The 11,926-nt window shown below is 71.3% G+C and carries 10 protein-coding genes; 8 read left to right on the top strand and 2 right to left on the bottom strand.

The window, feature by feature from the left end; genetic code table 11:
• Nucleotides 1-45 precede the first annotated feature (45 nt).
• The 5 genes from CGL27_RS05025 (at nucleotide 46) to CGL27_RS05005 (ending at nucleotide 5,194) form a co-directional block, all read left to right on the top strand.
• Nucleotides 46-837: a thaumatin family protein gene (locus CGL27_RS05025; RefSeq protein ID WP_119984864.1), complete on the top strand. Its 792-nt coding sequence runs from the start codon at nucleotides 46-48 to the stop codon at nucleotides 835-837.
• Between the two features lie 61 nt (nucleotides 838-898).
• Nucleotides 899-1,723 (top strand): glycoside hydrolase family protein, encoded by an 825-nt coding sequence (locus CGL27_RS05020; protein ID WP_240450940.1) that lies wholly within the window; start codon nucleotides 899-901, stop codon nucleotides 1,721-1,723.
• Nucleotides 1,724-1,781: 58 nt separating this feature from the next.
• On the top strand, nucleotides 1,782-2,216 hold the full coding sequence (locus CGL27_RS05015) for a septal ring lytic transglycosylase RlpA family protein (protein WP_078638667.1): 435 nt from the start codon (nucleotides 1,782-1,784) through the stop codon (nucleotides 2,214-2,216).
• 186 nt (nucleotides 2,217-2,402) lie between these two features.
• Nucleotides 2,403-4,346, top strand: a complete 1,944-nt coding sequence (locus CGL27_RS05010; protein ID WP_119984860.1) for a serine/threonine-protein kinase — start codon at nucleotides 2,403-2,405, stop codon at nucleotides 4,344-4,346.
• Nucleotides 4,343-5,194, top strand: coding sequence for an FHA domain-containing protein (locus CGL27_RS05005; RefSeq protein ID WP_205587623.1), 852 nt, complete (start codon nucleotides 4,343-4,345; stop codon nucleotides 5,192-5,194). Before CGL27_RS05010 ends, CGL27_RS05005 begins: the two co-directional genes overlap by 4 nt.
• A gap of 30 nt (nucleotides 5,195-5,224) precedes the next feature.
• Here CGL27_RS05005 and CGL27_RS05000 read toward each other — a convergent pair whose 3' ends face one another.
• Nucleotides 5,225-7,699, bottom strand: a complete 2,475-nt coding sequence (locus CGL27_RS05000) for an ABC transporter permease (protein WP_346345723.1) — start codon at nucleotides 7,697-7,699, stop codon at nucleotides 5,225-5,227.
• A 254-nt stretch (nucleotides 7,700-7,953) separates the two neighbouring features.
• Between CGL27_RS05000 and CGL27_RS04995 the strand changes: the two genes are divergently transcribed.
• Together CGL27_RS04995 and CGL27_RS04990 are read left to right on the top strand one after the other, a co-directional pair.
• A complete protein-coding gene (locus CGL27_RS04995) occupies nucleotides 7,954-9,243 on the top strand; it encodes a histidine kinase (RefSeq protein ID WP_119984859.1) in 1,290 nt (429 codons plus the stop codon).
• 29 nt (nucleotides 9,244-9,272) lie between these two features.
• On the top strand, nucleotides 9,273-9,989 hold the full coding sequence (locus CGL27_RS04990; RefSeq protein ID WP_078647075.1) for a response regulator transcription factor: 717 nt from the start codon (nucleotides 9,273-9,275) through the stop codon (nucleotides 9,987-9,989).
• 32 nt (nucleotides 9,990-10,021) lie between these two features.
• On the opposite strand, the gene CGL27_RS04985 is transcribed toward CGL27_RS04990, so the two are convergent.
• Nucleotides 10,022-10,990, bottom strand: coding sequence for a LysR family transcriptional regulator (locus tag CGL27_RS04985; protein ID WP_240450356.1), 969 nt, complete (start codon nucleotides 10,988-10,990; stop codon nucleotides 10,022-10,024).
• Between the two features lie 190 nt (nucleotides 10,991-11,180).
• Between CGL27_RS04985 and CGL27_RS04980 the strand changes: the two genes are divergently transcribed.
• Nucleotides 11,181-11,876: a type 1 glutamine amidotransferase domain-containing protein gene (locus CGL27_RS04980; RefSeq protein WP_119984857.1), complete on the top strand. Its 696-nt coding sequence runs from the start codon at nucleotides 11,181-11,183 to the stop codon at nucleotides 11,874-11,876.
• The last annotated feature ends 50 nt before the right edge of the window (nucleotides 11,877-11,926 follow it).

Genomic DNA, 11,926 nt, shown 5'->3' with positions numbered 1-11,926 from the left:
GTGCGTCAAGGTTGTCATGATCGTGACAGCGGCGAAAGAGGCAACATGCGGAAAATCATGATCGCCCTGGCCGTCGCGGTCCTGGTGGCCCTGAGCCCCCAATCCGGGACCAGCGCGGCCGCCACCCCCGGCACCGGCGGGGACCTGCCGTCCCGCGCCGCACCGGCCGTAGCCTCGGCGGTCGATCACACGGTCACGTTCGTCAACGACACCGGGAAGACCGTATGGATCGGCAGTGATGTCAACAACGACGGATCCAAGCCGTTCGCCACGTTACCCACCCTGGAGCCCGGACAGTCCGGCACGGTGACGATTCCCGAAACGGCGGAACCCGGCCACTGGCGTGGCAAGTTCTTCGCCCGTCAAGGGTGCACCGGGACATCGGGCAGCACCTTCCACTGCCTGGTGGGGGACTGCGGCGCATTCGCCGACCACTGTGAGCGGAGCGAACAGCCCACCAGCCTCGCGGAGTTCAACTTCGACACCAAGGACACGCTCGCTCCCTGGTACAACGTCAGTTACGTCAACGCCTTCTCGCAGCCGGTCACCATCGCCCCGAAGAACGCCACGGGCGGCGGAGGATGCGACACCATGGGCTGTTCGGAGAACCTGCTCCCGCTGTGTCCCCCCGACAATCTGACGCGCTGGCCGGACGGCAAACCGATGCTGTGCACCAGCCCCAACCGGGACGCCAAGACGCCCTACAGCGACATGATCGCCGCCCAATGCCCCAAGGCTTACGGCTGGTCCAAGCAGGACCAGGAGCCGGGCAACCAGGTGATGCAGCAGTGCGCCCAGTGCAGCGGTTTCACCGTCACCTTCCACAGCGCCGCCTGACCGGCCGGTCCGCCGCTTCACCCCAAGACCGGATGAGCAAGGGAGGGACGACGTGCACAGGATGCGCGGGATACGCGTTCTGGCCGTACTGCTGGCGGTGCTGACCCTGCTGACCGCGGGCAGTCAGACGGGCGCCACCGGCGCGGCCACCGCCGCGGCGCAGAAGAAGGGCGTCAGCGCCTGGAACTTCAACGGGGTCACCGCCGCGATGTCCGACGCCAAGGTCGGCTGGTTCTACACCTGGGCCTCCGGCCGGGAACAGATCAACGCCCCGGCCGGTGTCGAGTTCGTGCCCATGATCTGGGGTCCGGGCTCGGTGACCGACGCGGAGCTGGACCGGGCGAAAAGCGAGGGCACGACCCTGCTCGGATTCAATGAGCCGGACATGGCCGGCCAGGCGAACATGACCGTGGAGCAGGCCCTCGACCTGTGGCCCCGGCTGCAGTCGACCGGTATGCGGCTCGGTGCCCCCGCCGTAGCCTACGGCGGCGACGTCGCCGGTGGCTGGCTCGACCGCTTCATGAAGGGCGCCGCCGACCGCGGCCACACGGTCGACTTCATCCCGCTGCACTGGTACGGCGCGGACTTCGACCCCACCCGCGCGACCGACCAGCTGCGGAGCTATCTCCAGGCCACATACGACCGCTACCAGAAGCCGATCTGGCTCACCGAATACGCGCTGATCGACTTCTCGACCGGTACGCCGAGGTATCCGACCCCGGACCAGCAGGCCGCCTTCGTGACCAAGTCCACCGCCATGCTCCAGGGGCTGTCCTTCGTCGAGCGGTACGCGTGGTTCACGCTGTCCGCCGATCGTGGCGGCACCGGTCTCTACAACGGCGCGACGCCCAACCAGGCGGGCGTCGCCTACCGCGCGGCCGGCTGACGAACGGTCCACCCGCGCTCACACCACACCACGACAACCCGAAGTGAGGTTCTCCGCCATGCGCAAGGGAACGCTGATCGGCCGAGTGGCGGCCGCCGCCGTCGCACTGACCGCCGTGCTGGGTGCCGCCCCGGCGAGCACCGCCGCGACCAGCGACACCCCGCCGGCCGGTGAGAACTGCTGGGCGACGCACTACGGCTACATACCCCCCGGCGCCTACACCGCCAGCGGCGAACTCTTCGACAACAACGCGGACACCGCGGCGACTTCTCTGAGTCGCGATCCGCAGCTGCCGTTCGGGACCAGGGTGAAGGTCACCAACGTCGCGAACAACGCGTCGCTGATCGTGCGCGTCAACGACCGCGGCACCTTCGCGTGGACCCCGTCGGTGCCCAAGTGCCTCGACCTGACCGACGGGGCGTACGCCCGGCTCGGCGGCGTGCTCGACCCGGACTCCGGCCACATTGTGGTCAAGGAGGAAATCGTGCCGTAAGCCGAATGAGACCGCTCTCCAACACCGGCTGTCGGCTCGGGGAACCGACCGTTGTGCGCCGGAGGCTTCCCTCTTTCCGGGGGCATCCAGGGGAAGCGCTACCCACCCACGTCGGGGCCAAGCACTCTCCGTGGCGACACGGGAACGTGATTCGCGCGATGAAACGGGGTAGCGGGGGTGCGGGTGATGGCGGAGGCCGGTGACAGGGTCGCCGACCGATATCTCCTCCAGGAGCCCATCGGGAGAGGCGGAATGGGCGTCGTCTGGCGGGCCCACGACGAGCTGCTGGACCGCCAGGTCGCGGTGAAGTGTGCCCGTCCGGACGATGACCGCGCGGCGCTGCGACTCACCAACGAGGCACGCAACGCCGCACGGCTGCACCATCCGCATATCGTCTCGGTGTTCGACTTCGTGGAAGAGGCCGAGGTCTGCTGGATCGTCATGGAATACGTGTCCGGGGGCAGCCTCGCCGACATGGTGCGCGACCGTGGTGCGCTCACCCCCGAGGAGGCGGGCGCCATCGGCTGCCAGATCGCCACCGCGCTGGCGAAGTCGCATGGCGAGGGCGTGGTGCACGGCGATGTCACCCCGGAGAACGTCCTGATCACCGAGGACGGCGTCGCCAAGCTGACCGACTTCGGCATCTCCCGGGCGCTGTGGAGCGAGGCCACCATGACCCGGACGGGCGGGGTGCGCGGCAAACCGCCGTATCTGCCGCCCGAGGTGGCCAGGGGAGACGCGGCCGACCGGAAGTCCGATGTCTTCTCCTTGGGCGCGACGCTCTACGCGGTGATCGAGGGACGGTCCCCGTACGGCGAGGCATCGCACCCCATGGCCTATGTGGCGCGGGCCATCGAGGGCTATATCGAGACCCCGCACCGGGCCGGTCCGCTGGTTGACCCGCTCACCGCGCTGCTGAACGTGGAGCCGAAGCGGCGCCCCGCCGCCGATCAGGCCGCACGGCTGCTGCGGCGGGTCGCCCCGTCGTCCCCCCATCTCGAACACATCGAGGACACCCACGAGGACCCGCACGACGGCGACACACTGGACCGCACCCCTTTCACGATGCGGCTGCTGCCGCCGTCGGTCCGAGGGGCGTGGCGCCGCCCGAGCCGCCGGGTGGTGATCACCGCGACCGCGGTGGGCACCGCCGCGGCCCTGGTCGTCTGGGCCGCTCTCTTCGGCCCCTGGGGCGGCGGGCACTCGGACGAGAGCGGCCGGTCCGGGCAGGACGGCGGGCGTGGCGCGTCCGGCACGGCCGACGCGCTGTCACAGGCGGGACGGGCCGGCACCGTGGGCGACGCGCGGACGGCCGACCCCTGCAAGCTGCTCAACGCCGCATCGCTCAGCCGCTTCGGCGAGACCGTCATCGACCCGGACTACGGCGAGGTCGATCGATGCGATGTCCTGCTGCACGGCGAAAGCGGCGATGACATCGCCGACGTCCAGCTCAACTTTGACGCCGACCCGCCGGAGCCGGGCGGCGACGCGCCCACCCGAAGGATCGGCAACGTCACCGTCGGCACGTTCCAGCGCGAGGGGGACGAGTGCGTGCGGAACATCGCCTCCGCCGACCGGATGCAGATCTGGATCATCACCGAGCGGCTGGACACCCCGGCACCCGACCCGTGCCAACTGGGCGACGCCGCCACCGACTACGCGATCAGCGTGCTGGACCGCGGCCAGGTCCCCCGGCGCTCGGGGCAGCCGGTCGCGAGCTCCCTGGTCCGCGAACACGCATGCCGGCTGCTGGACGGCGACGAGCTCCAGCGGATCGCCGATGTCCGGGTGAAGGACCGCGACCCGGGCTTCGGGGACTGGCGGTGCGAGTGGGCGGACGGCTCGGACGACGCGGGAGTGGAGCTGGAGTTCACCCGGGACAATGATTTCTCCCCGGGGGACGGGCAACCGGCGGAGATCGACGGGAAGTTGAGCTCCGTGTCCCCGGAGGAGTGGGGCGACGACTCATGCCTTGTCCGGATGCTGCACCGCTCGTACCGCAACTACCTCGGTGACGACACCGTTGAGTTGATGTCGTTGAACGTCTACGGGCCGAAGCCCACCGCAAAGCTCTGCCAGACCGCCAAGGCGCTCGCCGCCACGGCCGCGAAGAAACTCCCGAGCTCATGACCACACCTCCCGGCAGCGACCGCCGCACCACCGGCCGGGCCCCCGCCGCCCGCCACCCCGCCACCGGCCGTCCCGCCGCGGGCGGCCGTCTCCTGCCCGCCGCACACGGCAGCCTGGCCCGCGGTGTGACCGCGCCGGTGCCGGGCACCGCCTTCGCCCTCGCGCTGACCGGTGGCATGACCCTGGGCCCCGGCGACGGTCGTGAGCTGCTCTTCGGGCGGAACCGCCCCGAGGTGCATGTCTGTGTGGGCGAGGACGACCCCCAGGTCAGCCGCTGCCAGGGCAGACTGACCCACCGCCATGGCCGCTGGTGGGTCGCCAACAGTGGCCGGCTGCCCCTCCGCTTCCCGACCCGGCTGCTCTTCACGGGGGAGGAGCCGCTGCCCCTCGAAAGCGGCTACACCCCGCTGTTCGTCCGGGGCTCGCGCGACCGTGAGCATCTGCTGGAGGTCTTCGTCAGCGGCCCCGAGGCCGAGCACCCCGTAGCCCTGCCCGGGGAGGTCACCCGCCCGCCTCGGGTATGGGTGCTCACCGACGAGGAGAAGCTCGCGCTCGTCGTCCTCGGCCAGCGGTATCTGCTCCACGAACCCCGGCCGCAGCCCCTCACCTGGAAGCAGACGGCCGCCCAGCTCGCGGAGTTGCGCCCAGGCGAGGGCTGGCGGGAAAAGCGCGTCGAGCACCTGGTCAACCGGGTCCGCATGATGCTGTCCCGGGACGGAGTGCCCTGGCTGACCCGCGAGGAGGTCGGTGAGCCGGTCGGTAACGCGCTCAACGACCACCTCATCCGAGCCCTGATGATGTCGACCACGCTGGTCCCCCCGGACCTGGCCCTGATCGACGCCGCCTGACCGCTCACCCCGCGTCCGCCGCCGCGCCGGTCATTCGGTGTCCGCGCCGATGGCCTCCAGCATCGGGAGGCGGGCGGCCTGACGCCCCGGCCAGAGCGAGGCGAGAACACCGATCGCGGCGCTCGCGACGAAGAAGAGGGCCGCCCGGTCCCAGGGGATGACGAGCGGAACGACCTCCTGGCCGAGGACGGCCGCCGCGCCGATGGCCGTACCGGCGACGACACCGAGCGCGGAGCCGAAGAGCGAGATGGTCACCGCCTCCAGGCGCAGCACCGATCCCACGTCGGCGCGGTCCAGCCCGATGGCCCGCAGAAGTCCGATCTCCCGCACCCGCTCGAACACGGCCATGCCCATGGTGTTGACCACCCCGAGGGCGCCGATCAGCACGGTGACGCTGAGCATGGCGTACATGATGTTGAGGAACGGCGCGGTCCGCGCGGTGGCGGCGGCCCGCGCGTCGGCGTGGTCCTGGACGAGCAGCGCCGGGTTGTCCAGGGTGCGCCGGATCTCCTCCCGGAGCGCGGCGGTGCGGCCGGGGGCGGCCTTGACCAGGACCGAGCTGATGGTCGGCCGGTCCTCGGCGCCGGCCGGACGCGGCAGGGCGCGGTCGGAGACGAGGGCGGGGGTCAGATCGTCCGGGCCGTCGTAGATCGCCACGACGGGCAGGCTCGTCGGGGTGCCCGGCTTACCCGAGTTCGCGCCGGTGAAGCTGCCGGTGACGCGGGAGCCGAGCCGCCAGCCGCGGGCGGCGGCCAGCTCCTCGGTGACGGCGATGCCCTGGCCGAGGCGGTCCAGCGACCCCTCGCGGACGGACAGCGACGCCGCACGTTCCACCGCGGCGGCGTCGACCGCGGTGACCTCCAGGAACGTCTTGTGGGGGACGTCGAGGTAGGTGTGGATGACGGGCGTGACGGCCTCGGCGTCGGCGAGCCGCCCCACCCGGGCCGCCGTGTCCTCGCCGATCTCCCCGAAGTCGACGGCCGTGATCCGCAGGTCCGAGGTCATGGAGCTGTCCACCTCCTGCTCGTCGAAGCGGTTCACCGAGGTAACGGCCACGGTGACGGCGGTGACCATCGCCAGACCGACCATCAGGGTGGTCGCCGTGGCCGCCGTACGCCGCGGATTGCGGCGGGCGTTCTCCACCGCCAGCTTGCCCCGGATGCCCGCCAGCCGGGTCAGCGGGGACCGCAGCAGCCCGGTGACGCCCAGGGCGAGCAGCGGGGTGAGGACGATCAGACCGACCAGCAGCAGGGGTGCGGCGCCGAAGAGGAGGTTCGGCTCGCCGACGGCGGCGGCGACCAGCAGCGCCCCGCACGCGGTGACGATCAGCCCGATGGTGTTGCGGCGGCGCAGCGAGGCGGCGGTGGACGGCTGGACGGTCCGCAGTGCCGCTACGGGCGGTACGGCGGCCGCCCGGCGGGCCGGGAGGTAGGCGGCGAGGACGGTGACGCCGATGCCGACGGCGAAGGCCGCGAGAAGCGGTTTGGCGGACAGCGCCTGCACGGCGGCACCCCCGACACCGGAGGCGTCGAACAGGCTGCCCATCAGGTTCGCGGCACCGATGCCCAGCCCGTAACCGATGGCCGAGGCGGCCGTGCCGACCAGGGCGGCCTCGGCCAGGACCATCCGCATCACGTGGTTCCTGGTGGCGCCGACCGCCCGCAGCAGTGCGTGTTCCCGGGCACGGGCCGCGCTGAGCATGGTGAAGGTGTTGGCGACCAGGAAGGTGGAGACGAACAGGGCGACGCCGGCGAAGCTCAGCAGCAGTGTGGTGAGCTTGTCCGTGTCCTCCTCGGAGGCGGTATCGGATTCCAGCTCCGCGTGGGTGACCGCCCGCAGCCCGGACGGCAGCAACTTCTGTGCCTGCTGGGCGAGTTGGGCATCCGATGTGCCGTCGGTGGCGGTCAGGGTGATCGCCGAGTAGCCGTTCGGCGTGGGGGCGAAGTGCCGTTGTGCGGTACCGGTGTCGAAGGCGGTGAGCGTACCGCCGGAGTCCACACGGCTGTCATGGGCGGTGAAGACGCCGACCAGCCGCGCGTCGCGGGCCGTGCCGCCCACGACGATGCGCACCTTGGCACCCACCCGGTACCCGGCGCGCTCGGCGGTCCGCCGGTCGACGGCGATCTCGTTGGCGCCACGGGGTCCGTGGCCCGCGGTGAGCGGATAGCGGACGTCCTTGCCGTTCTCGTCGGGCACGTAGTTGACGCCCGCGGCCTGGTACAGATCGCCCACCAGAGTGCCGTCGGAGCCGACGAGGAACGAGGGGCCCTCCACCACACCGCGTGCCGCGGCCGCCGACGGCAGCGCCCGCAGCCGCCGCAGAAGCGCGTCATCGAGCGGGTGTGCTTCGGAGGAGTCCGCGGCAGAGGAGTCCGCGGTGATCGAGACGGACGCATCGGGCTGGGAGTTGGAGTGTGCGCGGTTCACGGCCGCTTGGACGGAGTCGCCGTAGAGCAGCGACCCGGTCACGAAGGCCACGCCGAGCACGACGGCGAGGGCGGGCATCGCGAAACGGAGCCGATGGGATCGGAGGGTGCGCAGAGCGGTGCGGAACATCGACGGCCTTCGGAAGGGGTAACGGTCGGAAGGGGCGTGGCGCATCGCGCTCGAGCGCTCTCCGGCCGCCCCGGATGCCATCCTTCGCGAGAGCGCGGCGCGGCGGATCCACCGGATTGCCGAGGCGATCCGCGCACCTTCCCCGGCTTCCTCGGCCGAAAGTCTGATGTGGCGACGGCGGCCGGGCCGTAGCGTGACCTGCCATGATCTCCGAGTTCCGGTCCCGCTTCCGGTCCCTGTCCGGGTCCCGCTTCCGTTTCCGGCATCTGTGGCTGGGCCTGGTCGGCGTCAGTCTGGTCGTCCTCGTGGTCCTGGAGGGGCTGAACGCGCCGCATCCGCCGATGGCCGCGGCGACGATGGTGTCCGGGGTGCTGTGCCTGGCCGCGCTCGCCGTGCCGGAACGCCTCTTCGCGCGCTACGCCATCGGCGCGGCGGCCGTCTCCTGCGCGCTGACCTTGGTGGAAGCGCAGCTGTCCCAGCGTCCCCCGAACACCCCGGGCCTGGTGGAGCTGGGTGTGCTGCTGCTGCTCATCACCCGCGCCGTACGGCGCTGCCCGCCCCTGCGAGCGGCCGGGCTGGCCGCGGGATCCACACTCGCCGCCGTGGTTCTTCCCCTGCGGATCGAGGAGAGGAACAGCAACCTGCTGAATCTGATCGCCGTCATCGCGGTCTGCGCCGTGCCGTTCATGGTGATGGTGGGGCTGTGTCTGCGTCTGTACGACACGCTGCGGGAGCGGGAGCGCGAAGCCATCCGGCAGGGGCAACGCCTTGAGCACGCAAGGGAGTTGCACGATTTCGTGGCCCACCACGTGACGGCGATCGTCGCGCAGACCAAGGCCGCGCGCTTCACGGCCGCGGCCGGTCACACCCAGTCCCCGGAGGACCTGGACCGGATGCTCGCCCAGATCGAGCGGGCCGGATCCCAGGCGCTGGGGTCGATGCGCGCCATGGTCTCCAGCCTGCGGGACCACACCACCGCCTCCGCCACGACCCGGCCCACGGGTGATCCGGCGGGGCTGCGCGGTCTGCGTGACCTCACCGAGGAGTTCTCCGAGGTGGGACCGCCCGCCGAGCTGACCCTCGCCCCGGAACTCGCCGACCGGCCGCTGCCGCCCGGCATCCTCACCACCGTCCACCGGGTGGTGCAGGAGTCGCTGACCAACGTGCGCAAGCACGCCACCGGGGTCGGCCGGGTCGAGGTGCGGATCGGTGTACGGCCCGGCGCCCCGGAACAACTGGAGGTGTCGGTCGTGGACGACGGGCAGGGTGGCGCCTCGCCCGCAGCCGAGCGGTCGGTCGAGGGGAGCGGCTACGGTCTGGTCGGCCTGGCCGAGCGGGTCGAGAAGGTCAATGGGCGTATCACCACTGGGCGACGGGACGGCGGCGGCTGGCACGTCGTGGCGGTCCTCCCGTTGAACAAGGCGAACACGGCGGACAGCGCGTACGCGCCGACCCTGGGCAAGGTGGCCCCGAACGCGGCCTCCCCCGGCTGACGGCCCGCGCGCCTGCGATCATGCATGACATGACGATCCAGGTGCTCATCGCCGACGACCAGGAGATGGTCCGTGCCGCCTTCCGCATGATTCTGGACTCCCAACCGGACATGCGGGTGGTCGCCCAGGCGGCGACCGGTGTCGAGGCGGTCGAGCAGGCCCGGCGGCTGCGGCCCGACGTCTGCCTCCTGGACATCCGTATGCCCGAGCTGGATGGTCTGGAGGCCACCCGGCTCCTTGCCGGGCCCGATGTGCCGGACCCCCTCAACGTCCTCATCGCCACCACTTTCGACCTCGATGAGTACGTCTACCGGGCGCTGCGCAACGGCGCGTGCGGCTTTCTGCTCAAGGACGGCGCGCCCGGCCTGCTCACCGAAGCGGTGCGGGCCGCGGCCTCGGGCAACTCCCTGATCTCCCCGTCGGTGACCGTCCGCCTGCTCGCGCACATAGGACCCCACCGCGACCGGTCGGCCCCCTCCGAGGCCCGTCCGGCCGGCCGGGGGAGGGGCGGGCCGGAGGGTCTGATCGAGCCGCTGACCCAGCGTGAACGCGAGGTGGTCCGGCGGGTCGCCCGCGGCCGTACCAATGAGGAAGTGGCCGTCGATCTGCATGTCACCCTGTCCACGGTCAAGACCCACCTCGGCAACGTCCAGCGCAAACTGGCCGCCCGCAACCGCGTCGAGATCGCGGCCTGGGCCTGGGAGCACGGCATGGTGGACCAGTCCTCACCGAGTGGCGGAGGGTGACGCGTTCGGCGGATTTCCCTGATGCGTGCGCGTTACCAGGTGCGGGCGGCGCGCTGAAGCCGCTCGCGGACCCGGGCCACGTCCGGGTTGGCGTCGGCCCCCGGCCGCTGTACGAGGAAGAGGGTGTTGAGCGGCGGCTCATCGGGCTCATGGAGCAGGACCAGCCCGCCGGACGTGAGTTCGTCCTGGCACAGGTAGCGGGGGAGCACGCTGTAGCCCGCGCCCGCGGCGACGGCCGACACGGCCCCGCGCAGATCCGGCACGGTCACCGCGGCCTGCGCGGTGAGCCGCTTGCCGAAGACATTGCGCCAGTACCGGCGGGCGATGGGGAGGTCCTCCGCGTACGTGATCAGCGGTACGTCACGGACGGCGGCACACGGCCCGTCGGCCGCCAGCCGCTCCCCGATGCGCCGGGCCCAGTCGGGCGAGGCGACCAGCACATAGTCCTCGTCCGCCAGCGGCAGCGAGGTCAGTGCGCGGCCGCCGGGGCGTCTGGTGGCGATCACGAGATCGTGGTGTCCCGCACCCAGCGCGTCCAGCAGCGGATCGGTCAGCCCCATCGTGATCCGCAGCCGCAGACCCTCGGCGACCAGCGAGGCGAGTGCGGGCAGGGCGCGGGCGCACAACAACTCGGCCGGCCCGGCCAGATGGACCGGGATGGCGCGTCCGGTGAGTACGGTGCTGCGGCCGCCGAGGGAGGCGAGGGCGTCGAGTGGACCGGCGATCTGCTCGGCCAGATCGTGAGCGAGGTGAGTGGGTTCCGCACCGCGCGGCAGCCGGGTGAACAACTCGCGCCCGGTCTGCTGCTCCAGGGTGCGGATCTGGGCGGTGACAGTCGGTTGAGAGAGCCCGAGCAGCGGCGCCGCGGCGGTGAACGAGCCGGAGCGGTAGACGGCCAGAAAGGTGCGCAGCAGATTCAGATCGGCAGGCGGCGGTGTCCGCCCGCCGCCGATGACGAGGTCGCCGTCCTGGGGTGTTCCGCCCTCCACGCCGTCCAGCATAGAGAGGCGTACGGCTCTTCCTTCCATCGGAATCCCGATGCCGACGATCGACTCGCCTATTGGCATTTCGATGCCCAGTGGATCTACCTTCGAGCACGCCGCCAGGACGGCGGCGACACATGGGGGCGGCAACGCCCCAGGAGATCCCAGCGATCACACGTACGGCGGGTGATCGCACCGAGGAGTGAGTATGGCGAAGATCCTGTTCGTGATGACCGGTGCCGACCAGTGGACACTGGCCGACGGTACCAAGCACCCCACCGGCTACTGGGCCGATGAGGCCGTTGCCCCCTATGAGGCGTTCAAGGCCGCGGGCCACGAGATCACCGTGGCCACCCCGGGCGGTGTCGTGCCGCCCGTCGACGCCGCCAGCCTCAGCCGCGAGGCCAACGGCGGCCCGGAGAACGCCGCCAGGATCAGGAGCGTCGCCGAGACCGCCGCCGAATTCCGCGCCGCCATCGCGCTGAGTGAGGTGCGCCTGGACGAATACGACGCCGTCCACGTCCCCGGTGGCCACGGCCCCATGGAGGACCTCGCGGTCGACGCCGACTCGGGCCGGATCCTCACCCAGGCGGTACGGAGCGGTATGCCGGTGAGCGTGGTCTGCCACGGCCCGGCGGCGCTGCTGGCGGCGGTCACCGAGGACAGCACCCACGCCTACGCCGGCTACCGGATCACCGCCTTCACCAATGAGGAGGAGACGATGGCCGGCAACGCCGACAAGGCCAAGTGGCTTTTGCAGGACCGCCTGACCGAGGCGGGCCTGACGGTGCGGGTCGGCGAGCCCTTCGCACCGCATGTGGAAGTCGACCGCAATGTGATCACCGGCCAGAACCCGGCCTCCTCCGGCCCGCTCGCGGACGAACTGCTCAAGAAGCTCGGCTGACCTCTCATCCCTCTTCCCCGTCCACCGCACCGGTGGACGGGCCGTCGACA

It is taken from the genome of Streptomyces sp. 11-1-2, assembly GCF_003595545.1.
Taxonomy (GTDB): domain Bacteria; phylum Actinomycetota; class Actinomycetes; order Streptomycetales; family Streptomycetaceae; genus Streptomyces; species Streptomyces hygroscopicus_B.
The sequence above is the reverse complement of the archived record's forward strand: the minus strand, read 5'-3'. Positions and strand labels throughout refer to the sequence as shown.

Excerpts from the sequence above, each read along its gene's own strand:
- CGL27_RS05010 (WP_119984860.1), top strand. The coding sequence starts at position 2,403 with ATGGCGGAGGCCGGTGACAGGGTCGCCGACCGATATCTCCTCCAGGAG.
- CGL27_RS05005 (WP_205587623.1), top strand. The coding sequence starts at position 4,343 with ATGACCACACCTCCCGGCAGCGACCGCCGCACCACCGGCCGGGCCCCC.
- CGL27_RS04990 (WP_078647075.1), top strand. The coding sequence starts at position 9,273 with ATGACGATCCAGGTGCTCATCGCCGACGACCAGGAGATGGTCCGTGCC.
- CGL27_RS05000 (WP_346345723.1), bottom strand. The coding sequence starts at position 7,699 with ATGCCCGCCCTCGCCGTCGTGCTCGGCGTGGCCTTCGTGACCGGGTCG.
- CGL27_RS05015 (WP_078638667.1), top strand. The coding sequence starts at position 1,782 with ATGCGCAAGGGAACGCTGATCGGCCGAGTGGCGGCCGCCGCCGTCGCA.
- CGL27_RS04980 (WP_119984857.1), top strand. The coding sequence starts at position 11,181 with ATGGCGAAGATCCTGTTCGTGATGACCGGTGCCGACCAGTGGACACTG.
- CGL27_RS04995 (WP_119984859.1), top strand. The coding sequence starts at position 7,954 with ATGATCTCCGAGTTCCGGTCCCGCTTCCGGTCCCTGTCCGGGTCCCGC.
- CGL27_RS05020 (WP_240450940.1), top strand. The coding sequence starts at position 899 with ATGCGCGGGATACGCGTTCTGGCCGTACTGCTGGCGGTGCTGACCCTG.
- CGL27_RS04985 (WP_240450356.1), bottom strand. The coding sequence starts at position 10,990 with ATGCTGGACGGCGTGGAGGGCGGAACACCCCAGGACGGCGACCTCGTC.
- CGL27_RS05025 (WP_119984864.1), top strand. The coding sequence starts at position 46 with ATGCGGAAAATCATGATCGCCCTGGCCGTCGCGGTCCTGGTGGCCCTG.